The following is a 21,980-nucleotide window of genomic DNA, read 5'->3' as shown; positions in this document are numbered from 1 at the left end:
TGATCCTGCGCGTATCATTTATTCATTACTCCAATAGCTCACCTGCATCTTATGTACTGCGTATCGCATTAAGCAGTACGAAAAAAATAAAAAACCTCTACCTACACATTGAGCGGGAAATTATGGAAACGGCAACGAATAGCAGCGTAATACTCGACGCATCTGCTCCGGCGCGTCGGGCGGGAATGACCGAAAGCGAATGGCGCGAAGCCATTAAATTCGACAGCACGGACACCGGCTGGGTCATTATGAGTATCGGTATGGCAATCGGCGCGGGAATTGTTTTTCTTCCCGTCCAGGTAGGGCTGATGGGGCTGTGGGTATTCTTACTCTCCTCCATTATTGGCTACCCTGCCATGTATCTGTTCCAGCGTCTGTTTATCAATACACTGGCTGAATCTCCGGAATGTAAAGACTACCCGAGCGTGATCAGCGGCTACCTGGGTAAAAACTGGGGCATCCTGTTGGGGGCATTGTATTTTGTGATGCTGGTCATCTGGATGTTCGTCTATTCCACCGCCATCACTAACGACAGCGCCTCCTATCTGCACACGTTTGGCGTGACTGAAGGCTTACTGTCCGACAGCCCGTTCTATGGCCTGGTGCTGATTTGTATCCTGGTGGCCATCTCGTCACGCGGGGAAAAACTGCTGTTTAAAATCTCTACCGGTATGGTACTGACCAAGCTGCTGGTGGTAGCGGCGCTTGGCGTATCGATGGTAGGGATGTGGCATTTATATAACGTAGGTTCGCTGCCGCCGATGGCGCTGCTGATCAAAAACGCGATTATCACGCTGCCGTTTACGCTGACCTCGATTCTGTTTATTCAGACTCTGAGCCCAATGGTTATCTCATATCGTTCTCGCGAAAAATCCATTGAGGTGGCGCGTCATAAAGCGCTGCGCGCTATGAACATCGCGTTTGGTATTCTGTTCGTTACGGTCTTTTTCTACGCCGTTTCCTTCACGCTGGCGATGGGTCATGACGAAGCGGTTAAAGCCTATGAGCAGAACATTTCCGCTCTGGCGATTGCCGCGCAGTTTATCAGCGGCGATGGCGCTGGCTGGGTGAAAATCGTCAGCGTTATCCTGAACATCTTTGCCGTAATGACCGCCTTCTTCGGCGTCTATTTAGGCTTCCGTGAAGCCACTCAGGGGATCGTGATGAACGTGCTGCGCCGTAAAATGCCAGCCGAGAAAATCAATGAAACCCTGGTGCAGCGCGGCATTATGGTTTTCGCCATCTTACTGGCCTGGAGCGCAATTGTGCTCAATGCGCCGGTACTGAGCTTCACCTCTATTTGTAGCCCAATCTTCGGCATGGTGGGTTGTCTGATCCCGGCGTGGCTGGTCTACAAAGTTCCAGCACTGCACAAATACAAAGGCGCCTCTCTGTATCTGATTATTATCACGGGCCTGCTGCTGTGCGTTTCTCCGTTCCTGGCATTTTCCTGAGTTATCTGAGCAAAGGTTGTTGTTATGTTTGAGACTACATTGAATCCATTATGGGATAGTTTTATTCGCGCAGTGCAGGAAGAAGTGAAGCCCGCGCTGGGCTGCACGGAACCTATCTCTCTGGCTCTGGCGGCGGCCGTCGCCTCCTCTGAGCTGGAAGGCGCGGTTGAACGCATTGATGCGTGGGTCTCGCCAAACCTGATGAAAAATGGCCTGGGAGTGACCGTTCCGGGGACTGGCATGGTGGGGTTACCGATTGCCGCCGCGCTGGGCGCGATCGGCGGTAATGCCAAAGCCGGGCTGGAAGTGCTGAAAGACGCTTCGGCTGAGGCGGTGGCGCAGGCCAAAGCGATGCTGAGCACCGGGAAGGTTACGGTGATGCTGCAGGAGCCTTGCGAAGATATTCTCTTTTCCCGCGCGAAAGTGTACAGCGCTGAAGGATGGGCGTGCGTGACCATTGTTGGCGGCCATACCAACGTTGTGCGCATTGAAACCAACAAAGGCGTGGTGTTCGCCACAGAAGAGAGCACTCAGGAAGAGGAGCAGGAATCACCGCTGGCGGTCCTGTCTCACACCTCGCTGGAAGAGATTCTGGCGTTTGTGAATGCGGTGCCGTTTTCGTCAATCCGCTTTATTCTCGATGCGGCAAAACTGAACGGGGCGCTGTCGCAGGAAGGGCTGCGCGGTAACTGGGGCCTGCACATCGGGACTACGCTTGAGAAGCAGTGCGCGCGTGGCCTGCTGGCAAACGATCTGTCTACCGCTATTCTGATCCGTACCAGTGCGGCATCGGATGCGCGAATGGGCGGGGCGACGCTACCGGCGATGAGCAATTCCGGCTCCGGTAATCAAGGTATTACCGCCACCGTTCCGGTGATGGTGGTTGCTGAGCACTTTGGCGCGGATGAGGAAAAACTGGCGCGTGCGCTGATGCTGTCTCACCTGAGCGCAATCTACATCCATCATCAGCTTCCACGTTTGTCCGCACTGTGCGCGGCAACCACGGCGGCGATGGGCGCTGCAGCGGGTATGGCATGGATTGTCGATGGGCGCTACAACACCATCGCGATGGCGATCAGCAGCATGATTGGCGACGTGAGCGGAATGATTTGCGATGGGGCCTCAAACAGCTGCGCGATGAAAGTTTCAACCAGCGCATCTGCGGCGTGGAAAGCGGTGCTGATGGCACTGGACGATACTGCCGTAACGGGTAACGAAGGGATTGTGGCGCATAACGTGGAGCAATCTATCACTAACCTGTGCGCGCTGGCGTGTCGTTCAATGCAGGAAACCGACAAGCAGATCATTGAGATCATGGCCAGTAAAGCGCATTAATTTATAGGCCGGGTAAGGCGCAGCCGCCACCCGGCATCACTCTTAGCCGCCTTTTCAGGCGGCTTCTTCATCTTCGAGCCGTAGCTCGGCATCGGCCACAATCGCTTCCAGTTCTGTCAGCATTTCTTCATAACCGAAAGTCGCCGTATTCTGTTTTTGCGGCTCAGCCTGCGGCTCAGCCTGCGGCTGGCGTTTTTTGGTTTTTTTCTTGCTCAATAGCCGTACTCCATTGTTTTCCATGACTATACGGGCAAATCTATCAGCAAAGCGCGCAGCGGGGTATCGGCGACTAACGTTATGTTAGTCTCGTCACGAATAAATGCGCCATCGCCGCAGGTGAGGGCTTCTTTTTCGGCGCCAGCCGTCACCGCATGGAATCTGCCGTGGATCGACTGCAGATAAGCGCGAGGCCCATGCAACTGAAAACTGAGCGATTCGCCTTGTTGCAGCTCAACATGATGCACCCAAACCTGTTGGCGCAGATGCAGGCTGCCTTGCTCACCGTCCGGCGAGGCCAGCAGTTGATGCTTACCGGCACTCAGCGTGGCTTTCTGCACGCAGGCATTTTCGCGCTGCGGGCAGGCATCCAGCCAGAGCTGCATTCTGGTTAACGGCTTATCTTTACTGATATTGTGTTCGCTATAGCTGATCCCGGGTTGTGTCGCGAGCAATAGCACTTCGCCTGCTTTGGCCTGGATATGGTTGCCTTCACTGTCGCGGTACTCAGCTTCCCCTTCGAGGATCAGGTTGACGATATCCACTTTCGGATAGGTACGTGGCTGGAAAGAGGCCCCCGGTGCCAGAACTTCCTGGTTCAGAACACGCAGCGAGGCATAACCCAGCAGTTTAGGATCAAAATAGTGTCCAAAGGAGAAGGTATAACGGGCCTGCAGCCAGCCGTAGTCTGCCTGTCCGCATTGTTTGGCTGTACGGGTAGTAATCATAGTTCTTGACCTCTCTTTACTTCCTTTTATGTTAAATGGCTAGACGCTGCATTGTTAGCCAGATATTCTGCCCGGTATGTTCAAATTTCCTGAATGAGAACGAGATGGCCAAAGAAAGGGCTTTAACGCTTGAAGCGTTACGCGTCATGGACGCAATAGACAGACGCGGTAGCTTTGCCGCCGCGGCAGATGAACTGGGGCGGGTTCCTTCAGCCCTCAGCTATACCATGCAGAAGCTGGAGGAAGAGCTGGACGTCGTGTTGTTTGACCGTTCAGGTCACCGCACAAAATTCACCAACGTCGGGCGTATGCTGCTGGAGCGTGGACGCGTCCTGCTGGAAGCTGCGGATAAGCTGACTACCGATGCCGAAGCGCTGGCGCGTGGGTGGGAAACGCATCTGACTATCGTGACCGAAGCGTTGGTGCCGACGGCGGCGTTTTTCCCGCTGATCGACAGGCTTGCCGGGAAGGCTAATACCCAGCTTTCCGTTATCACCGAAGTTCTGGCCGGGGCGTGGGAGCGTCTGGAGCAAGGGCGAGCGGATATTGTGATTGCGCCGGATATGCATTTTCGCTCATCTTCAGAAATCAACTCGCGCAAGCTGTACTCGCTGATGAATGTGTATGTGGCGGCACCGGATCATCCTATCCATCAGGAGCCGGAACCGTTATCAGAAGTTACCCGCGTGAAATACCGTGGTATCGCGGTGGCGGATACCGCGCGTGAACGTCCGGTGTTGACCGTGCAACTGCTGGATAAACAACCTCGTCTGACGGTGAGTTCGATAGAAGATAAACGTCAGGCGCTGTTAGCCGGACTGGGCGTGGCGACGATGCCATACCCGCTGGTGGAAGAGGATATTGCGGCTGGTCGGTTGCGGGTAGTAAGCCCAGAGTCGACAAGTGAAATTGATATCATTATGGCCTGGCGGCGAGACAGTATGGGCGAGGCGAAATCCTGGTGTCTGCGGGAAATCCCGAAACTGTTTGCGGGAAAATAGCCGGACTGTTACGCCGGATACGGTGCAATTGCACCTTATCCGGCCTGGAGGACGGAGTATGTTGCAGGCCTGATAAGCGCAGCGCCATCAGGCATCTACATATGCTACGTCAGGATAACTGTTTGGGATCGGGCCCGAAGCGGTTGCTCCCCTGTGTCCCGTTTTGGCAGTTGAAAATGATGATAATCAACCAGCCAACGATCGGGATCAGCAGCACCAGCAGCCACCAGGCTGAACGATCGGTGTCATGCAAACGCCGGAACTGTACAGCCCACCAGGGGATAAACACCAGAACCCCATAAATCGTCGTTAAGATGCCTTCCCCTCCGGCGCGTTCCCAGCCAAGCATTCTGTCCAGGATACCCAGCACGAACGTGAAGATGATGTTGACCAGCACAAACATCCAGTATTCTTTACGACGCGCGCGACCACCAAAACCAAAGTAATTCTTTAATACGTTTAAATACCAATCCATTTTTGCCTCGTTCTGCATTCAATTACTTGTTTTTAAAGCAATCAAATTAAGAATAGCTGTGAATGAAATGATGGTAAATGTTTGATGTGTTAATTATTTGGCCCGCTGATGGGTAATACTTATCAGTGAACGCCTTAGTTTCAGAAACTATCGCCAGTGTGGTAGACGTTATGAATATGCGCTCTCAGAGAAAGGGTTCCGTTCACCTTATGTTCATCGTTTCTCTGAGACATCGATTCCTGTGAACGTGTAAAGGGCGTTCTCCGCCACGCCCTTTACAATCCCGGCTCCCGGCACGGAAAATTGCCACTTCGTGGTTCCCTCCGCTTATTCCTTCAGGCTTTCGGGCCGGGCGCGATGAAGCGTCCTTGCAAAGCGCGCCCTGAACCCGCATCCCTGCGGGTTCTCCCGGCCTTACGGAAACACGTCGGCAATTTTCAGCCGGACCAGCCACACCTGACCATCTGTATTTTTATTTGAATATATCTGAACAGCAAAACAGATTTTACTGGAAGTCAGAGCGTTGAAGCGATGACCCATGTCCGGCTGAAAATCGATGAGGCGTTGACGGCTGACCGGGTCTGCCCGCAGGGATGCGGGCAGAGGGGATGGCCTGCAGGGATGCAGGCTCGGCCCCGACCCGACAGGCAGACGGCATAAGACGAATGAATCGCGCAGCGACGATTTTCCCGCCGGGAGCCTGGGTTGCAAGGGAGGCGGCGGTGAGCCTCCCTTGCACGTTCACGGGTAACGGCGTTTCAAAGAAATGACACCGCTGAGGTGAACGGAACCCTGAGCAAAAATCACATGTTCGCCATACATGCTTAACTAATCGGTATTCCCCAAAGGGGCCAGTGTAAATTACGCGAAACGCTCGTCACGCCCGTGGGGTTCGTTAAGGTCCTGCCACGGCCCAACAGAAATAATACCAGTCGGGTTAATGGTTTTATGGCTACGGAAGTAGTGATTACGGATGTGATCGAAATTGACGGTTTCCGCAATGCCCGGTATCTGGTAGATGTCGCGCAGGAAACCATACAGGTTCAGATAATCGCTAATCCGGTATTTGTCGCACTTGAAATGGGTCACATACACGGGATCAAAACGTACCAGCGTGGTCCACAGGCGAATATCTGCTTCTGTTAACTGGTTGCCGGTCAGATAGCGATGCTGCCCCAGAATTTGCTCCAGACGCGCCAGGGATTGGAAGACTTTTTCCACGGCGTCGTCGTACGCTTCCTGGCTGGTGGCAAATCCGGCTTTGTACACACCGTTATTGACGTTGTCATAAATCCAGCCATTCAGCTCGTCGATTTGACTTTGCAGGGCTGACGGGTAGTAATCCCCGGCTTTTGCGCCCAAAGCATCAAAAGCGGTGTTAAACATGCGGATGATCTCCGCAGATTCGTTGCTGACAATGGTGTGATTTTTTTTATCCCACAACACCGGGACGGTTACCCGACCGCTGTAATGCGGATCGGCGTGTAAATAGAGCTGGTAAAGAAACTCGTGTTGATACAGCGTATCGCCGGTTGCAGCCGGGAAGGTATCGTCAAAGGTCCAGCCGTTTTCCAGCATCAGCGGATGCACAACGGAAACGGAAATAAACGGTTCCAGCCCTTTGAGCTTACGCAAAATCAGCGTACGGTGCGCCCACGGACAGGCCAGAGAAACGTAGAGATGATAGCGGTCTTTTTCGGCAGCGAATCCCCCTTCGCCCGTTGGACCCGGTGCGCCATCCGCGGTGAGCCAGTTGCGGTAAGCCGATGCTGAACGTTGAAATTTTCCCCCGGTTGATTTGGTGTCATACCAGGTGTCATGCCATACGCCGTCAATCAGTTGTCCCATTTTATCGCCTCCTCAGATAGCAAAAGCGAGGAGATGTCTCCTCGCTTTTTCATGTGTTCAGTATAGTTCGCTTACCACTTTTTATTCAGTACACGGTCGATGCTGAATGCGCCCGGACCGGTGATAGCCAGCAGCAGGAAACCGCCTGCGATGGTCAGGTTTTTCATGAACATCAGAGAGTTCACGCCTTCCGCAAAGTTGCTGTGGAAGATGAACGCTGTCAGCAGCGTGAAGCCTGCGGTGAACAGCGCGGTAGTACGGGTCAGGAAGCCGAACAGGATTGCCAGACCACCGCCAAACTCAAGCAGGATGACCAGCGGCAACATAAAACCAGGCACGCCCATGGCTTCCATATACTGTTGGGTACCCGCATATCCGGTGATTTTTCCCCAGCCTGCGGAAATAAACAGGATTGGCATCAGAATGCGCGCTACCAGTACACCAACATCTTCTAATTTCTTCATCATTCACTCCAGGAAACCACTCAGGCGGCTTATTGTGTTTTGTGTGCAACGACGCTGCAGAGCGCGTCGTTGCTGTCGATGGAGAGAATCATAAACGTGCTTAATGACAATTGTTAGCAAGGAAAACTGTCAAATTTTTTCAAAAATTTTGAGGTTAGGGGAGTGGAGGGATTAGCCGCGCAGTTGCTGTTGTCTGATGGTCGCTTTAACCAGGCGCCAGATGCTCCAGACGCTAAAACCGCGCTTAGCCCAGCGTACCAGCAGATTAGGGTTACGAATGGTACGAACTGCCATGATACTGCTACCCACTAACACCCAGCCACGTAGGTTCAACAGCGTTTTCCAGCCACGATCGTAGACTTCGGTGGCTTCCAGCCAGTCGCGGCGAGTAGCAGACAGATCCAGCCGTTGCTGCTGGATCTGTCCAAGCAGTTGCGCCTTACGTTGTTGACGTTCGACTTTACTGCTCATTATGCATCATCCTCCAGGGCCTGCCTGTCGTTTGCGAGTTCGTGGCGCGTATGGCGTAGCAGCGTTGTTTTGCGAGCTTTACGCAGAGTCCATATCCCGCCAATAAGCGCCATAACCAACAGCACAACGGTGGTGGCAATCATTGCGTTCAGGCGATATTGCGGATCAATGGCCCAGATGATAAGCACCATCAGGCTCATCAGCCCAAACGCCGCGAACAGCATGGTCAGCCCAAGCATCAGCAGGATCTGGATGAGATTTGATTTTTCCTCTTCCAGTTCCACGACGGCCAGCCGCAACCGCGTTTCTACGATCTCAACGAGAATCGTCAGGATCCGCTGTCCAATACCCAGTACGCTTTTGCCTGGACCTTGTGCGTGTTGAGAGTCAGCCATTGTTAACGGCGCGACAGCAGTACACCAAGCACCACACCGACTGCAGCGCCAATCCCGACGCCAGTCCATGGGTTTTCGCGTACATAGTTATCGGCTTTGGCCGCGGCTTCACGGGTCTGTTTGGCAATCACATCGCTGGTTTCACTCAGACGATGACGGCTCTCCCGCAGGGCGTGTTCGGCTTTGCTGCGAATTTTACTCATCTCTTCCTTCGACTTATCGCCAGAGGAGCTAAGTACTTCTTCAAGCGTATCCGCAAGAGATTTCAGCTCAGCGCGCAGGTTGTCCGTAGCATTATCTTTCGACATAGTTTTCTCCAGTTGAGTGGGTAGTTACCGTACTTAGTAATCGCGTGATTCGAGTTCTTTCAGCTCATTCTGAGCTTCGGCAAGCTTACGTTCGCGTTTGGCAATTTTATCCGCATCGCCTTTTTGCTTCGCCTCGGCTAAATCATCTTGACGCTCGGCTATCTCATCTTTCTGCTCTGCGATTTTTTTCTGATGGTCGGCGCGCAGTTTGCTGTCAGTACAATTGGCCCGAACCTCACTAAGTGCTTTGTTCAGACCATTGATGCGGTTCTGATTGTTGTGCTTTTCGGCATAGCTAATCTCCCGCTGAATATCCTGTTCTTTTTCCTGACAGAGGGTGGTGGCGTAACTGCCGGCACTGAGAGCGAAAAGGCTAATAGCCAAAGCGATGCGGTATTTCATTCTTGAACCTTCCATTGTGATTCGACGTTGTGGCTTGCGGTCGATGCTCCAGATTAATAAAACGTTGGGCCATAATCCCAGTTTATTAATCATAGGCGCTAAACGGTGAAATCACCAAAGTGAGTGATCTAATTCAGATTCCTGGAGATTAACCAAAACGGTGCGGGGTATCACGTAAGCGGGATAACCACTGCACCGCCTGATTATCATCATCCTGCTGAGCGATGACGAAACCATGTGGCAACGTACGGTCCAGCACCACTTTGGCGGCTGCGCTCTGCGCGCTGGAATCAAAAGTGATCAGCAGCGCGTCATTTTGCGGGGTAATGCTTTTAAAGCGGATGCCGTTGGCATCCAGGTGATGCCAGATAGAGAAGCCATCAGGCATGCTGGCTCCCTGGTTTATGGCGCGAATGGCCAGCGTTGACTCCTGCTGGCGAATAACCGACCAGGTCAGGAGCAGCGCGCCGATAAACAGCATAAAGGTGGTGGTCCAGGCAAGTCGTCGGAGCGTTATGCATGATTTCAGCATAATTTATCCTCGGTTCCCGTATTTCTTTTTCCACAGCACAACCAGTGAACCCGCCAGACCAAACACCAGTAACACCACAGGAAGCAGCATCAGGCAAGACATGAGCTGATCTTCATACTTAAGAAATACCGGCGTTTTGCCCAGCAGATAGCCAAGCGTTGTGAGGATCAGGACCCAAAGCAATCCGCTCATCCAGTTAAAGAACTGAAAGCGCGCATTATTCAGGCCGGATAACCCTGCGATGGTCGGCAGTAATGTTCTGACAAACGCAATGAAGCGACCAACCAGCAGCGCAGACAAGCCATGCTTATGAAAAAGATGATGCGCGCGCTGATGGTAATGCGCAGGAAGATGCGACAACCAGTTTTGCACGGTGCGGGTGTTTCCCAGCCATCGCCCCTGGATATAACTAAGCCAACAGCCGAGGCTGGCCGCGGTGGTGAGTAGCAGTACCGTTTGCGGAAAACCCATTGCGCCTTTGGCAATAAGCACGCCGACCAGTACCAGCAAACTGTCGCCGGGTAAAAATGCTGCTGGCAGCAGTCCATTTTCCAGAAACAAAATGGTAAATAGTACAAAATAGAGCATGCCAATCATGGAAGGATTGGCCAGAGTTTCAAAATCCTGAGCCCATAAAGCATTCAGTAATTGAGTCAGTAGTTCCATTCAATATTCCTGGAGAATCGGTTATCGTCATGCCTGTTTTTCTGGATTTTGTAACACCGCGATTTTATTGATATTTTTTGCAAGGTGCGCGGTCTGATACAAATTCACGGCCTGAACTGTTCCCTGTGAAGTTGTGAAGTTAGCAAGCTCTTAAACACAAAAATTCAAATAGCATCTAATTGTAACAAAGGTCAACGTTGTCCGTTATAGAAATTACGGTTGCTGAACTCTGATTTTGCTTATCGCATTAGAGGGAGGCGAGAGGATTTACACAGGCTGACATTTTATACCTAATGCTTACCAAGCATCAGGTACAGGCGCTTCGTCACGCCTGTATCGATAAGATTGATTATTTTGCGCCGTTAGCGGCCGTATCGAGATGAACGACCGGATTTTCAGTAAAAAGGTAACGGTCCGCGTTGAACTCAAAATCATCGCTGGTTTCGTTAAACAGCATCTGCTTCGTGTTCTCCAGATGCTGCCACATCGCCAGTTTCGCGGCATGGGGATCTTTGCGAATCAGCGCCCGCAGGATCTGATCATGGTCGTCGCACCAGTTATCTACTGTACGCGAGTCGATGTGGTCGTGCAGTTTTTTCCAGTAAGGGTTGTGAATACGCTGAGTCCACATTTTTTCCACGATGGCGGCCAGGGCGGAGTTCTGCGTGGCCAGCGCGACCTGCACATGGAACTGGAGATCCCATTCGGAGTCACGAAAGCTTTTTTCATTACGCGACTTCTCCTGAATTTCCATCAGTTTCATGATGTCCTGTTTGGTCACCTGAGTGGCGGCAAACTCGGCAATGTTGCTTTCAATGAGCTGTCGAGCCTGAAGCAGCTCAAAAGGACCGTAACTGGCGAATTCCAGACCTTCGTCGGGAGCAACATAATGTTTGGGTTGGTTAGAGATGACGTGGATCCCCGATCCTTTACGCACCTCAACATAGCCCTCAACTTCCAGCATGATAATCGCTTCACGAACCACGGTACGGCTGACATTTTTTTCATCGGCGATAAAGCGTTCGGCGGGAAGTTTGTCACCCACCAGATAGACGCCCTGCTCAATGCGTTCTTTAAGATCAGCGGCAAGTTGTTGGTATAAACGGCGTGGTTCAGTGATTTCCATATGCGCTCCAGGCATGATACGGCAGACTATATTTGTTATACCACTTTTGCGATTACGCCTCCACTCGCGAGGACAAAAAAGCCGCCAGATAGCTGGCGGCTTAGCATTATATAACCTTGCTGTATCGCATCTGGTTAACTTTGCGTCGCGGGATCGCCCGTCTGTGGACCTGAATCTATCTCGCTGGCTGATTTGTTCTGTAGTACCGTCCAGATGACCAACGCGCCAAGCAGGTCGAATACCGCCAGCACGGCGAACAGCGGGCTAAAACCGATGGTGTCGGCCAGCGCGCCAACGACCAGAGCAAACAGCGTGCTTGCAAGCCAGGCGGACATACCGGTCAGACCGTTCGCGGTTGCCACTTCATTACGACCAAATACGTCAGAAGAGAGCGTAATCAGCGCACCGGACAGCGCCTGGTGAGCAAAGCCGCCGATGCACAGCAGGGCGATAGCGATGTACGGGCTGGTGAACAGACCAATCATGCCAGGGCCAATCATCAGCAGCGCGCCCATGGTGACCACCATTTTACGGGACACGATCAGATTCACGCCGAACCAACGCTGGAACAGCGGTGGCAGGTAACCCCCAACGATACAGCCCAGGTCAGCAAACAGCATCGGCATCCAGGCAAACATGGCGATTTCTTTCAGGTTAAAGCCGTAGACTTTGAACATGAACAGCGGGATCCAGGCGTTGAATGTCCCCCACGCCGGTTCTGCCAGGAAACGCGGCAGCGCGATGCCCCAGAACTGGCGGTTACGCAGGATCTGGCCGAGCGACATTTTCTTCGAGGTTGTGTTTTTATGCTGTGATTCCTGGCCGTTCAGAATGTAATCACGTTCTTCATCAGACAGTTTTTTCTGGTCGCGTGGATGTTTGTAGAACACCAGCCAGGACATCGCCCAGATGAAGCTCAGGGCGCCGGAAATAATGAATGCCATCTGCCAACTGTGCATGACGATAGCCCAGACCACCAACGGTGGTGCAATCATCGCGCCGATAGAAGAACCAACGTTGAAATAACCCACGGCGATGGAACGTTCTTTTGCCGGAAACCATTCTGAACTGGCTTTCAGGCCAGCCGGGATCATTGCGGCTTCAGCTGCACCTACCGCGCCTCGCGCCAGCGCCAGTCCGCCCCAGCTGCCAGCCAGTGCGGTCGCGCCACAGAAGACGGCCCACAGAACGGCGAACATCGCGTAACCGATTTTTGTGCCGAGTACATCAAGCACGTAACCTGCCACGGGTTGCATTACGGTGTAAGCAGCAGAATACGCTGCGATGATATAGGAATACTGTTGAGTGGAGATGTGTAACTCTTCCATCAGAGTCGGCGCAGCTGCCGCCACAGTGTTACGTGTGAGGTAACCCAACACGGTGCCAAGCGTCACCAGTGCGATCATGTACCAACGTAACCCTTTAATTTTACGCATGTAAAACCTCATCGTTTTGTTATGTCCGCCAACGAGCGGTCATCTTCCAGTTCAGGGCGGAGGATGTTCTTTTACGAGGGGGGAACCGAAAAAAAAGCCGGTACTCCCCGAACGTTGCCATGTCAATAGTTGTGCTAATTCGGTTTCCGTACCGGTCAATCCGATGTTGATACATCGGTAATTTGCATTCCGTCGGCTTATGTATCGCGACGGCCAAAAGATAACTTGTCATACAACTTTAAAAGGTGAGTGCCATCACAAAAGTGTGAATCTTCGTGTGGTCATTATTTCGATTCAGCAAAGCCAGTACTGGCGCGGCCTGAAGCATGATTTACCTCTTTGAGAGTAATTTTTTTGTCATCATTTGTTGATCTAACTCACGAAAATATCTTCGGGGTGTGGAAATTGGTGTGATAACTTTGTCAACATCAAAACATAAGCAATCTGACGCACTCGTTGAGAGGAAGACGATAATGACTCCGTTTATGACTGAAGATTTCCTGCTGGATACCGAATTTGCCCGCCGTCTGTATCATGATTACGCCAAAGACCAGCCGATCTTCGATTACCACTGCCATTTACCACCGCAACAAATCGCTGAAAACTACCGTTTTAATAACCTGTATGACATCTGGCTGAAGGGTGACCACTATAAGTGGCGTGCGATGCGTACCAACGGCGTCGCTGAGCGCCTGTGTACCGGCGATGCCTCCGATCGTGAGAAGTTTGATGCCTGGGCCGCTACGGTTCCGCACACTATCGGTAACCCGCTGTACCACTGGACCCACCTCGAGTTACGTCGCCCGTTTGGTATTACAGGTAAGCTGCTGTCTCCGGCAACGGCTGACGAAATTTGGAACCAGTGCAACGAACTGCTGGCGCAGGATCAATTCTCCGCGCGCGGCATCATGCAGCAGATGAACGTGAAAATGGTCGGCACCACCGATGACCCGATCGATTCTCTGGAGCATCACGCCGCCGTTGCTAAAGACGGAAGTTTTGATGTGAAAGTGCTGCCGAGCTGGCGGCCGGATAAAGCCTTCAACATCGAACTGGCGACCTTTAACGATTACATGGCCAAGCTCGGTGAAGTCTCTGACACCGATATCCGTCGTTTCGCTGACCTGCAGACCGCGCTGACCAAACGTCTGGACCACTTCGCCGCTCACGGCTGTAAAGTGTCTGACCACGCGCTGGACGTTGTCCTTTTCGCGGAATCTAACGAAGCGGAGCTGGATAGCATCCTGGCTCGTCGTCTGGCCGGTGAAACCCTGAGCGAGCATGAAGTCGCCCAGTTCAAAACCGCTGTGCTGGTGTTCCTCGGTGCAGAATACGCACGTCGCGAATGGGTACAGCAGTACCACATCGGCGCGCTGCGTAATAACAACCTGCGTCAGTTCAAACTGCTGGGCGCGGACGTCGGCTTCGACTCCATCAATGACCGTCCGATGGCGGAAGAACTGTCCAAACTGCTGAGTAAGCAGAACGAACAGAACCTGCTGCCGAAAACCATTCTGTACTGCCTGAACCCGCGCGATAACGAAGTGCTGGGCACCATGATCGGTAACTTCCAGGGCGAAGGCATGCCGGGCAAAATGCAGTTCGGTTCCGGCTGGTGGTTCAACGATCAGAAAGACGGGATGGAACGTCAGATGACACAGCTGGCGCAACTGGGCCTGCTGAGCCGCTTCGTCGGCATGCTGACCGACAGCCGTAGCTTCCTGTCTTACACCCGTCACGAATACTTCCGTCGTATTCTGTGCCAGATGATCGGGCGTTGGGTTACTGCGGGCGAAGCCCCAGCCGACATCCAACTGCTGGGTGAAATGGTGAAAAACATTTGCTTCAACAATGCGCGCGATTATTTCGCCATTGAACTGAACTAAGGTCCGGGGTTGATATGCAATACATCAAGATCCATACGCTGGATAACGTTGCGGTAGCGCTCGCTGATTTGGCTGAAGGAACCTACGTTACCGTTGACGGGCAGGCGGTAACCCTGCGCCAGACGGTCTCTCGTGGTCATAAATTCGCACTCTGCGAGATCGCACAGGGTGAGAACGTCATGAAATATGGCCTGCCGATCGGCCATGCTTTGGTTGATATCGCGGCGGGCGAGCATATTCATGCTCATAACACGCGTACCAATCTGAGCGATCTGGATGAATATAGCTATCAACCCGACTTTCAGGAACCTGAAGCGCAACCAGCGGATCGTGATGTACAGATCTACCGTCGTGCCAACGGCGATGTTGGCGTGCGTAACGAACTGTGGATCCTGCCGACAGTAGGCTGCGTCAACGCCATGGCCCGTCAGATGCAGAATCGCTTCCTGAAAGAGACCAACGACGCTGAAGGTATCGACGGCGTGCATCTCTTCAGCCACACCTACGGCTGTTCACAACTGGGTGACGACCATATCAACACCCGCACCATGCTGCAAAACATGGTGCGCCACCCGAACGCGGGCGCAGTGTTGGTGGTCGGTCTCGGCTGTGAAAACAACCAGGTTGACGCTTTTCGCGAAACTTTAGGCGAGTACGATCCCGATCGCGTTCACTTTATGGTCTGTCAACACCAGGAAGACGAAGTGGAAGCGGGGATCGAACATCTTCACCAGTTGTACAACGTGATGCGTAACGATAAGCGTGAACCCGGTAAGCTGGGCGAGTTGAAGTTTGGTCTGGAATGCGGCGGCTCTGACGGCCTGTCCGGCATTACCGCCAACCCGATGCTGGGCCGTTTCTCCGACTACGTGATTGCCAACGGCGGCACCACCGTGCTGACCGAAGTACCGGAAATGTTCGGCGCCGAGCAACTGCTGATGGACCACTGCCGTGACGAAGAAACGTTCGGCAAACTGGTCACCATGGTGAATGACTTCAAGCAGTACTTCATTGCTCACGACCAGCCGATCTACGAGAACCCATCGCCGGGGAACAAAGCGGGTGGTATCACCACCCTGGAAGATAAATCGCTGGGCTGTACCCAGAAAGCGGGTTCCAGCCAGGTGGTGGACGTATTGCGCTACGGCGAACGTCTGAAAACGCACGGCCTGAACCTGCTGAGCGCACCGGGTAACGACGCAGTCGCCACCAGTGCACTGGCGGGCGCGGGCTGTCATATGGTGTTGTTCAGTACCGGTCGCGGTACGCCGTACGGTGGATTTGTGCCGACGGTGAAAATTGCTACCAACAGCGAGCTGGCAGCGAAGAAAAAGCACTGGATCGATTTTGACGCCGGACAACTGATCCACGGCAAAGCGATGCCGCAGTTACTGGAAGAATTTGTCGATACCATCGTCGATATCGCTAACGGTAAGCAAACCTGCAACGAGCGAAACGATTTTAGAGAACTGGCTATCTTTAAAAGCGGCGTAACCCTTTGATTGTAAATATGTAGGCCTGATAAGCGCAGCGCCATCAGGCTCAAACCGTGGCCGGATGGCGGCGAACATGCCTTATCCGGCCTACGAAATGGAGTTGGGGTTGCTTGCATGACCGCGTATTGGCTGGCTCAGGGCGTAGGTGTCATCGCCTTTCTAATCGGCATTACCACCTTTTTCAATCGCGATGAGCGCCGGTTCCGGCTGCAACTCGCTGTCTATAGTGCCACCATTGGTGTGCATTTTTTCCTGATGGGCGCCTGGCCTGCAGGAATGAGTGCCGAGCTTAATACTATCCGCACACTCGTCTCGATGCATACCCGCAAACTGTGGGTAATGACCGTTTTTATTATCCTCACCCTGGTTCTCGGACTTGCGAAATTACAGCATGCGATGGAGCTGTTGCCGATAATCGGCACGCTGGCCAGCACCTGGGCGTTGTTTCGCTGCCAGGGGTTAACCGTGCGTTGCGTTATGTGGTGCGCAACCGCCTGTTGGGTTATCCATAATTTCTGGCTAGGATCGATTGGCGGGACGATGATCGAAGGGAGTTTTCTGGTGATGAACGGCCTGAACATTATTCGCTTCCGGCGGATGCAAAAACGCGGAATTGATCCGTTCAAAATTGAAAAAAGCGTACAAGCTAAGAATCCCTCCGCCCGATGACGGAGGGGAGCAGAGATTAGCCGCGCAGGGCGTTGTTTGCCAGACGTTCGTCTTCTGCCTGGCAGGCAGCAGCGGTAAACAGGACGTCTGTAGAAGAGTTCAAGGCCGTTTCACAGGAGTCCTGCAGCCCCCCGATGATAAAGCCAACGGCAACCACCTGCATGGCGATGTAATTCGGAATCCCGAACATGTTGCACGCCAGCGGGATTAACAGCAGCGAACCACCCGCCACGCCCGATGCGCCACAGGCACACAGCGAAGCCACCACGCTGAGTAACAGCGCCGTCGGTAAATCGACCGGAATACCCAGCGTATTCACCGCCGCCAGCGTCAGCACGGTAATGGTGATCGCCGCACCCGCCATATTAATGGTGGCCCCCAGCGGAATAGACACTGAGTAGGTGTCACGATCCAGATTCAACTTCTCACACAGCGCCATATTCACCGGAATGTTTGCCGCGGAGCTGCGGGTAAAGAAGGCATACACGCCGCTTTCACGCAGACAGGCCAGCACCAGCGGATACGGGTTACGGCGAATTTTCCAGAATACCAGCAGCGGGTTAACCACCAGCGCGACCAGCAGCATACAGCCTACCAGCACGGCTAGCAGTTGAGCGTAGCCCCAAAGGGTGGCAAAACCGGTCGTTGCCAGCGTAGAGGAGACCAGACCGAAAATACCGATCGGCGCGAAACGAATCACCAGCTTCACCATAAAGGTGACGGCGTTAGACATATCATTGACCAGATTCTTGGTCGTTTCATTCCCATGACGCAGCGCAAAACCCAGGCCGACGGCCCATACCAGAATGCCGATATAGTTGGCGTTAAGCAGAGCATCAATCGGGTTAGAAACCATGCTCATCAGCAGGCTACGCATGACTTCGACAATGCCGGATGGCGGTACGATGTCGCTGGCGCTGCTGGAAAGATGCAGTGTGGACGGGAAGGCGAAGCTGAAGACAACCGCCGCTAATGCTGCGGAAAATGTTCCCAGCAGGTAAAGGAACAGGATTGGACGGATATTGGTTTTTTGTCCGTGCTGGTGGTTAGCGATGGACGCCATAACCAGCATCAGGACCAGAATAGGTGCCACGGCTTTTAATGCGCCAACGAACAGCGTACCCAACAGCCCGACGGCTTCTGCAGCAGGTTTTGACACCAGCGCCAGCAATATCCCCAGTACTAAACCGATCAAAATTTGTTTAACCAGGCTCCCTTGCGCCAAACGCGAGAGCAGCCCCGATGAACGTTGCGTAGTCATGTAGTAATCCTTTCATTGTGTTGTTGCTCATCCAGTGTGCATTCTGATGACGCATCTTTCTGGATGTAACAAAGTGTTTGCCTGGTTGAGTATAAGGAAAGATGAAGTCCCGGAAAGCGAAATCTCCTGATTTTTGCGTTCAGATCATGTTTTATAACTTTAAATTAACATTATTTTGACATGATAAACAAAAAGCCCGACGCACGCAGTGTGTTGTCGGGCTTTTCAGCTAGCGAATGAAAGTTACTGTATTTGCTGCTTTTTATCGTGCTGGTGATTAACCCACGCATTCACGACCAGCGTAACGAACAGAATACCGAACACCACGCCTAACGAGATAGCGATCGGGATATGGTAGAAATCGACGATCAGCATCTTAATACCGATAAACACCAGAATGACCGACAAGCCGTATTTCAGCATGGAGAAACGCTCCGCCACGCCAGCCAGCAGGAAGTACATCGCACGCAGACCCAAAATAGCAAACAGGTTCGAGGTCAACACGATGAACGGGTCGGTTGTGACGGCGAAGATTGCCGGAATACTGTCGACGGCAAAAATGACATCACTCAGCTCAACCAGAATCAACACCAGCATCAGCGGCGTGACGAACAGCAGTCCGTTTTTACGCACGAAGAATTTTTCGTCTTCGATGGTATCGGTCATGCGTAAATGACTACGCAGCCAGCGGACTAACGGTCTGTCGCCGATACCGGAAGCATCCTCTTTCGCCAGCGCCATCTTCACGCCGGTAAACAGCAGGAACGCGCCAAAGACGTACAGCAGCCATTCGAACTGGGCGATAAGCCAACTACCTGCGAAGATCATAATCGTACGCAGCACAATCGCGCCCAGTACGCCATACACCAGTACCCGACGCTGCAACGCAGGCGGTACCGAGAAGTAGCTGAACAGCATCAACCAGACAAAGACGTTATCTACCGCCAGTGATTTCTCGATCAGATAGCCAGTAAGGAACGCCAGCGCCTGTGGGTCGGCAACGGCGCGGCCCTGCGTTTGGGCCAGATACCACCAGAATGCGGCGTTAAACAGTAACGACAGCGTGACCCAGACGATGGACCAGGCTGCCGCCTGCTTCATCGACATGGTATGTGCGCCACGACGACCCTGTAGCAGCAGGTCGATGGCCAACATAATCACCACCACAACAGCGAAGCCGCCCCACAACAACGGTGTGCCGACAGTATTCATAATTCCCCCATGCATAAAAAAACGGCCAACGCCGAATGACGTTAGCCGCTGCTTTTTATGCATAGACCTTGCCATTCGGCAAGGTCTCACTTACAACAACAAAGGAATACGCTAGCGTATTCCTTTGTTGTTGCCCGGTGACCGGATGTGGTTTTGCACACATCGTAATGACGATCAACCGACAACGAAGTTACTCCCCTTTGCGGGTTACAAAATATTACAGGCCATGGATGCAGTCAATGGCCTGCAACATTCGTTTTACATACCTTTACGCAGTCAGCGACGTCACCGTTTCGTCTGCGGGGAAAATCACGCCGGTCTGACGGCGAATTTCCGTTTGCAGTTTGGCGGTGATCCGGCTGACGCTTAGTGCCGGATGATCCACTTCGCCAGATTCAACCAGATGAGCAAATGTCTCTGCCTCATACAGCATCGTATTGATATGCTGAGGCACCGTCAGATCCTGCGTTTTGCCACCACGCGCCACGAAGCATACTTTCTGACATTCAGAGATATGCTCAATGACCAGCAAACCCGACTCGCCCTGAATTTCACTGGCTAATACCGAGTCGCTGACTTTGGAGTGCTGGAGTGTAACGCTGAAATCACCGTAATTCAGTACGACCACGCCGTGGGCATCCACACCACTTTCCAGCAGGCTGGCGCTGGCCTGCACGCTCTGTGGTTCGCCCCAAAGCGCAACCGCTGAGGCCAGGCAGTAAAAGCCGATATCCATAATTGAACCGTTAGAGAACGCCGGATTAAACGTATTTGGATTTTCACCGTCCAGATAACGCTGGTAACGCGAGGAGTACTGGCAGTAATTGATAAACGCTTTCCTGATTCTGCCCACTTTGGGTAACGCTTGCTGCAGCAGCAGGAAGTTAGGCAGGCTGGCGGTCTTAAATGCTTCAAACAGCACCACCTGATTTTCGCGCGCGCAGGCGATAGCGGCTTCAGCTTGCGCCAGATTTGAGGCCAGCGGCTTTTCGCAAATGACATGCTTTTTGTGCTGCAAAAATAGCGCTGTCTGCGGGAAATGCAGGGAGTTTGGGCTGGCGATGTAGACGGCGTCAATCGCATCACTGCTGGCCATCGCTTCCAGCGAGGTAAACAGGTGCTCGACGAGATAATCGTTGGCGAAGGTCTGTGCCTGCTCAAGACTGCGGGAATAAACTGCGGTTAACTTATACTTGCCGGTTTCATGGGCGGCATCGACAAACTGGCGAGTGATCCAGTTTGTGCCAATTACTGCGAAACGTATCATAAAGGCCTTCAGGCTGCTAAAAGGGATCCTTTCGTCAATTTAGCATGCCCTGAAGACAAAGCCAGTGCGCGACTACGCACTTTGCTTTAACGATTGTTGCGTTAACCACAGGCGGGTATCGAACTCCAGTTGATGGTACTGAGGTTCCATATGACAGCACAGTTGGTAAAACGCTTTGTTATGCTCTTTTTCTTTCAGATGCGCCAGTTCATGGACCACGATCATTCGCAGGAAGGGTTCCGGGGCATTGCGAAAAACGGTCGCCACGCGGATCTCCGCTTTGGCTTTTAGCTTGCCTCCCTGCACGCGAGAAACGGCGGTATGCAGTCCCAGCGCATTCTTCAGGACGTGGATCTTGCTGTCGTACATCACCTTATTCAGCGGCGGGGCGTTACGCAGGAACTGATTTTTCAGATCTTGCGTATATTGCCAAAGCGCTTTGTCGGTCGCGAAGTCATGCGTACCCGGATAGCGCTTCTCCAGTACTGCGCCCAGACGCTGTTCGCTAATCAAGGTTCGAACCTGGACGAGTAAGTGCTCAGGATAGCCCTGGAGATAAGTTAGTTGGTTCATTAATGTCCACGCAAATCATAAAAGTGTATACTCACGCACCCTTTTCAGGGATACGCCGAAATTTTACCATTCAGGAGGGCCGATGAGCCACATAGACAACGGTTTCCGTTCGCTGTCACTTAAACGTTTCCCGGAAACGGATGACGTTAACCCGCTGCTGGCGTGGGAAGCGGCGGATGAATATCTGCTGCAACAGCTGGACGATACCGAGATTAGCGGCCCGGTGCTGATCCTGAATGATACCTTTGGCGCGCTGGGCTGTGCGCTGGCGGAGCACACGCCGTACAGCATCGGCGACTCCTACTTAAGCGAGCTGGCGACGCGTGAAAATCTGCGTCACAACGACATCGCCGAAGCGAGCGTCAAGTTCCTCGACAGCACCGCTGACTATCCGCAGGCGCCGGGCGTGGTGCTGATTAAAATTCCTAAAACCATGGCGCTGCTGGAGCAACAGCTGCACGCGCTGCGTGAAGTGGTGACGCCGCAAACGCGGATTATTGCCGGAGCGAAAGCACGCGACATTCATACCTCGACGCTGGAGCTGTTTGAAAAGGTGTTGGGTCCAACCACCACGACGCTGGCGTGGAAAAAAGCCCGTCTGATCAACTGTACGTTCAGCAAACCTGAACTTGCCGCTGCTTCGCAAACGCTAAGCTGGAAGCTGGAAGGTACCGACTGGACTATCCATAACCACGCTAACGTTTTCTCTCGTACCGGACTGGATATCGGCGCGCGCTTCTTTATTGAGCACCTGCCTGC

The 21,980-nt window shown here is 52.9% G+C and carries 24 protein-coding genes; 7 read left to right on the top strand and 17 right to left on the bottom strand.

All coding sequences use genetic code 11. The features are described from left to right. Positions 1 to 122: 122 nt before the first annotated feature. Both KQJ18_RS09460 and KQJ18_RS09455 read left to right on the top strand, forming a co-directional pair. Positions 123 to 1,454: an amino acid permease gene (locus tag KQJ18_RS09460; protein ID WP_038634097.1), complete on the top strand. Its 1,332-nt coding sequence runs from the start codon at positions 123 to 125 to the stop codon at positions 1,452 to 1,454. A gap of 24 nt (positions 1,455 to 1,478) precedes the next feature. After that, positions 1,479 to 2,789: a serine dehydratase subunit alpha family protein gene (locus KQJ18_RS09455; RefSeq protein WP_121529573.1), complete on the top strand. Its 1,311-nt coding sequence runs from the start codon at positions 1,479 to 1,481 to the stop codon at positions 2,787 to 2,789. A gap of 54 nt (positions 2,790 to 2,843) precedes the next feature. On the opposite strand, the gene KQJ18_RS09450 is transcribed toward KQJ18_RS09455, so the two are convergent. Together KQJ18_RS09450 and KQJ18_RS09445 are read right to left on the bottom strand one after the other, a co-directional pair. Continuing rightward, positions 2,844 to 3,005 carry a hypothetical protein gene (locus KQJ18_RS09450; RefSeq protein ID WP_216421877.1) on the bottom strand — a complete coding sequence of 54 codons (162 nt, stop codon included), beginning with the start codon at positions 3,003 to 3,005 and terminating at the stop codon, positions 2,844 to 2,846. A 26-nt stretch (positions 3,006 to 3,031) separates the two neighbouring features. Further along, complete coding sequence (locus KQJ18_RS09445) at positions 3,032 to 3,733, bottom strand: pirin family protein (RefSeq protein WP_005131482.1); 702 nt, start codon at positions 3,731 to 3,733, stop codon at positions 3,032 to 3,034. A 104-nt stretch (positions 3,734 to 3,837) separates the two neighbouring features. Here KQJ18_RS09445 and yhaJ point away from each other — a divergent pair, with 104 nt between their 5' ends. Continuing rightward, positions 3,838 to 4,734, top strand: a complete 897-nt coding sequence (gene yhaJ, locus KQJ18_RS09440) for a DNA-binding transcriptional regulator YhaJ (RefSeq protein WP_016154624.1) — start codon at positions 3,838 to 3,840, stop codon at positions 4,732 to 4,734. Positions 4,735 to 4,843: 109 nt separating this feature from the next. Here the strand turns inward: yhaJ and KQJ18_RS09435 are convergent, their stop codons facing one another. From KQJ18_RS09435 to KQJ18_RS09385, 11 genes are all read right to left on the bottom strand, one after another. Beyond that, on the bottom strand, positions 4,844 to 5,209 hold the full coding sequence (locus tag KQJ18_RS09435; RefSeq protein WP_038642883.1) for a DUF805 domain-containing protein: 366 nt from the start codon (positions 5,207 to 5,209) through the stop codon (positions 4,844 to 4,846). 861 nt (positions 5,210 to 6,070) lie between these two features. Continuing rightward, on the bottom strand, positions 6,071 to 7,057 hold the full coding sequence (locus KQJ18_RS09430; RefSeq protein ID WP_038634087.1) for a glutathione S-transferase family protein: 987 nt from the start codon (positions 7,055 to 7,057) through the stop codon (positions 6,071 to 6,073). A 71-nt stretch (positions 7,058 to 7,128) separates the two neighbouring features. Next, positions 7,129 to 7,521, bottom strand: coding sequence for a DoxX family protein (locus KQJ18_RS09425; RefSeq protein ID WP_032940735.1), 393 nt, complete (start codon positions 7,519 to 7,521; stop codon positions 7,129 to 7,131). Positions 7,522 to 7,692: 171 nt separating this feature from the next. Then, a complete protein-coding gene (locus tag KQJ18_RS09420; RefSeq protein WP_038634085.1) occupies positions 7,693 to 7,992 on the bottom strand; it encodes a YqjK-like family protein in 300 nt (99 codons plus the stop codon). Further along, positions 7,992 to 8,387: a phage holin family protein gene (locus KQJ18_RS09415; RefSeq protein ID WP_038634082.1), complete on the bottom strand. Its 396-nt coding sequence runs from the start codon at positions 8,385 to 8,387 to the stop codon at positions 7,992 to 7,994. Before KQJ18_RS09415 ends, KQJ18_RS09420 begins: the two co-directional genes overlap by 1 nt. A gap of 2 nt (positions 8,388 to 8,389) precedes the next feature. Next, a complete protein-coding gene (locus KQJ18_RS09410; RefSeq protein WP_006687949.1) occupies positions 8,390 to 8,695 on the bottom strand; it encodes a YqjD family protein in 306 nt (101 codons plus the stop codon). Between the two features lie 33 nt (positions 8,696 to 8,728). Further along, positions 8,729 to 9,097: a DUF1090 domain-containing protein gene (locus tag KQJ18_RS09405; RefSeq protein WP_038634079.1), complete on the bottom strand. Its 369-nt coding sequence runs from the start codon at positions 9,095 to 9,097 to the stop codon at positions 8,729 to 8,731. Between the two features lie 148 nt (positions 9,098 to 9,245). Further along, a complete protein-coding gene (mzrA, locus tag KQJ18_RS09400; RefSeq protein ID WP_038634076.1) occupies positions 9,246 to 9,629 on the bottom strand; it encodes an EnvZ/OmpR regulon moderator MzrA in 384 nt (127 codons plus the stop codon). 3 nt (positions 9,630 to 9,632) lie between these two features. Then, positions 9,633 to 10,295, bottom strand: a complete 663-nt coding sequence (yqjA, locus tag KQJ18_RS09395) for a DedA family general envelope maintenance protein YqjA (RefSeq protein ID WP_003024820.1) — start codon at positions 10,293 to 10,295, stop codon at positions 9,633 to 9,635. Between the two features lie 349 nt (positions 10,296 to 10,644). Continuing rightward, entirely contained in the window at positions 10,645 to 11,421 is a 777-nt protein-coding gene (exuR, locus tag KQJ18_RS09390; RefSeq protein ID WP_038634073.1) for a transcriptional regulator ExuR, read from the bottom strand. Positions 11,422 to 11,555: 134 nt separating this feature from the next. Then, positions 11,556 to 12,857, bottom strand: a complete 1,302-nt coding sequence (locus tag KQJ18_RS09385; RefSeq protein ID WP_032940740.1) for an MFS transporter — start codon at positions 12,855 to 12,857, stop codon at positions 11,556 to 11,558. A gap of 473 nt (positions 12,858 to 13,330) precedes the next feature. Between KQJ18_RS09385 and uxaC the strand changes: the two genes are divergently transcribed. From uxaC to KQJ18_RS09370, 3 genes are all read left to right on the top strand, one after another. Continuing rightward, on the top strand, positions 13,331 to 14,743 hold the full coding sequence (gene uxaC / locus KQJ18_RS09380; RefSeq protein ID WP_085048678.1) for a glucuronate isomerase: 1,413 nt from the start codon (positions 13,331 to 13,333) through the stop codon (positions 14,741 to 14,743). Between the two features lie 14 nt (positions 14,744 to 14,757). Beyond that, on the top strand, positions 14,758 to 16,245 hold the full coding sequence (locus KQJ18_RS09375) for an altronate dehydratase family protein (RefSeq protein WP_216421876.1): 1,488 nt from the start codon (positions 14,758 to 14,760) through the stop codon (positions 16,243 to 16,245). A gap of 108 nt (positions 16,246 to 16,353) precedes the next feature. Next, entirely contained in the window at positions 16,354 to 16,908 is a 555-nt protein-coding gene (locus KQJ18_RS09370; RefSeq protein WP_069324372.1) for a YgjV family protein, read from the top strand. Positions 16,909 to 16,924: 16 nt separating this feature from the next. On the opposite strand, the gene sstT is transcribed toward KQJ18_RS09370, so the two are convergent. The 4 genes from sstT to KQJ18_RS09350 form a co-directional block, all read right to left on the bottom strand. After that, entirely contained in the window at positions 16,925 to 18,169 is a 1,245-nt protein-coding gene (sstT, locus tag KQJ18_RS09365) for a serine/threonine transporter SstT (protein WP_216421875.1), read from the bottom strand. 243 nt (positions 18,170 to 18,412) lie between these two features. Beyond that, positions 18,413 to 19,381: a TerC family protein gene (locus KQJ18_RS09360; RefSeq protein ID WP_038642882.1), complete on the bottom strand. Its 969-nt coding sequence runs from the start codon at positions 19,379 to 19,381 to the stop codon at positions 18,413 to 18,415. 268 nt (positions 19,382 to 19,649) lie between these two features. Further along, complete coding sequence (locus tag KQJ18_RS09355) at positions 19,650 to 20,648, bottom strand: Gfo/Idh/MocA family oxidoreductase (RefSeq protein WP_216421874.1); 999 nt, start codon at positions 20,646 to 20,648, stop codon at positions 19,650 to 19,652. Positions 20,649 to 20,720: 72 nt separating this feature from the next. Next, a complete protein-coding gene (locus KQJ18_RS09350) occupies positions 20,721 to 21,221 on the bottom strand; it encodes a M48 family metallopeptidase (protein ID WP_087856870.1) in 501 nt (166 codons plus the stop codon). An 82-nt stretch (positions 21,222 to 21,303) separates the two neighbouring features. On the opposite strand from KQJ18_RS09350, the gene rlmG reads away from it, so the two are divergent. Continuing rightward, on the top strand, positions 21,304 to 21,980 hold a 677-nt coding region (rlmG, locus tag KQJ18_RS09345; RefSeq protein WP_216421872.1), incomplete at its 3' end, for a 23S rRNA (guanine(1835)-N(2))-methyltransferase RlmG.

This window comes from Citrobacter sp. S55_ASV_140 (genome assembly GCF_018919505.1).
Classification (GTDB): domain Bacteria; phylum Pseudomonadota; class Gammaproteobacteria; order Enterobacterales; family Enterobacteriaceae; genus Citrobacter; species Citrobacter werkmanii.
The sequence above is the reverse complement of the archived record's forward strand: the minus strand, read 5'-3'. Positions and strand labels throughout refer to the sequence as shown.

Coding starts and splice junctions, on each gene's coding strand:
- KQJ18_RS09405 (WP_038634079.1), bottom strand. CDS start 9,097: ATGAAATACCGCATCGCTTTGGCTATTAGCCTTTTCGCTCTCAGTGCC.
- KQJ18_RS09445 (WP_005131482.1), bottom strand. CDS start 3,733: ATGATTACTACCCGTACAGCCAAACAATGCGGACAGGCAGACTACGGC.
- KQJ18_RS09370 (WP_069324372.1), top strand. CDS start 16,354: ATGACCGCGTATTGGCTGGCTCAGGGCGTAGGTGTCATCGCCTTTCTA.
- KQJ18_RS09355 (WP_216421874.1), bottom strand. CDS start 20,648: ATGATACGTTTCGCAGTAATTGGCACAAACTGGATCACTCGCCAGTTT.
- KQJ18_RS09430 (WP_038634087.1), bottom strand. CDS start 7,057: ATGGGACAACTGATTGACGGCGTATGGCATGACACCTGGTATGACACC.
- yhaJ (WP_016154624.1), top strand. CDS start 3,838: ATGGCCAAAGAAAGGGCTTTAACGCTTGAAGCGTTACGCGTCATGGAC.
- KQJ18_RS09350 (WP_087856870.1), bottom strand. CDS start 21,221: ATGAACCAACTAACTTATCTCCAGGGCTATCCTGAGCACTTACTCGTC.
- KQJ18_RS09385 (WP_032940740.1), bottom strand. CDS start 12,857: ATGCGTAAAATTAAAGGGTTACGTTGGTACATGATCGCACTGGTGACG.
- KQJ18_RS09460 (WP_038634097.1), top strand. CDS start 123: ATGGAAACGGCAACGAATAGCAGCGTAATACTCGACGCATCTGCTCCG.
- KQJ18_RS09375 (WP_216421876.1), top strand. CDS start 14,758: ATGCAATACATCAAGATCCATACGCTGGATAACGTTGCGGTAGCGCTC.
- sstT (WP_216421875.1), bottom strand. CDS start 18,169: ATGACTACGCAACGTTCATCGGGGCTGCTCTCGCGTTTGGCGCAAGGG.
- KQJ18_RS09425 (WP_032940735.1), bottom strand. CDS start 7,521: ATGAAGAAATTAGAAGATGTTGGTGTACTGGTAGCGCGCATTCTGATG.
- exuR (WP_038634073.1), bottom strand. CDS start 11,421: ATGGAAATCACTGAACCACGCCGTTTATACCAACAACTTGCCGCTGAT.
- KQJ18_RS09420 (WP_038634085.1), bottom strand. CDS start 7,992: ATGAGCAGTAAAGTCGAACGTCAACAACGTAAGGCGCAACTGCTTGGA.
- KQJ18_RS09455 (WP_121529573.1), top strand. CDS start 1,479: ATGTTTGAGACTACATTGAATCCATTATGGGATAGTTTTATTCGCGCA.
- KQJ18_RS09415 (WP_038634082.1), bottom strand. CDS start 8,387: ATGGCTGACTCTCAACACGCACAAGGTCCAGGCAAAAGCGTACTGGGT.
- KQJ18_RS09435 (WP_038642883.1), bottom strand. CDS start 5,209: ATGGATTGGTATTTAAACGTATTAAAGAATTACTTTGGTTTTGGTGGT.
- KQJ18_RS09360 (WP_038642882.1), bottom strand. CDS start 19,381: ATGAATACTGTCGGCACACCGTTGTTGTGGGGCGGCTTCGCTGTTGTG.
- uxaC (WP_085048678.1), top strand. CDS start 13,331: ATGACTCCGTTTATGACTGAAGATTTCCTGCTGGATACCGAATTTGCC.
- yqjA (WP_003024820.1), bottom strand. CDS start 10,295: ATGGAACTACTGACTCAATTACTGAATGCTTTATGGGCTCAGGATTTT.
- mzrA (WP_038634076.1), bottom strand. CDS start 9,629: ATGCTGAAATCATGCATAACGCTCCGACGACTTGCCTGGACCACCACC.
- KQJ18_RS09410 (WP_006687949.1), bottom strand. CDS start 8,695: ATGTCGAAAGATAATGCTACGGACAACCTGCGCGCTGAGCTGAAATCT.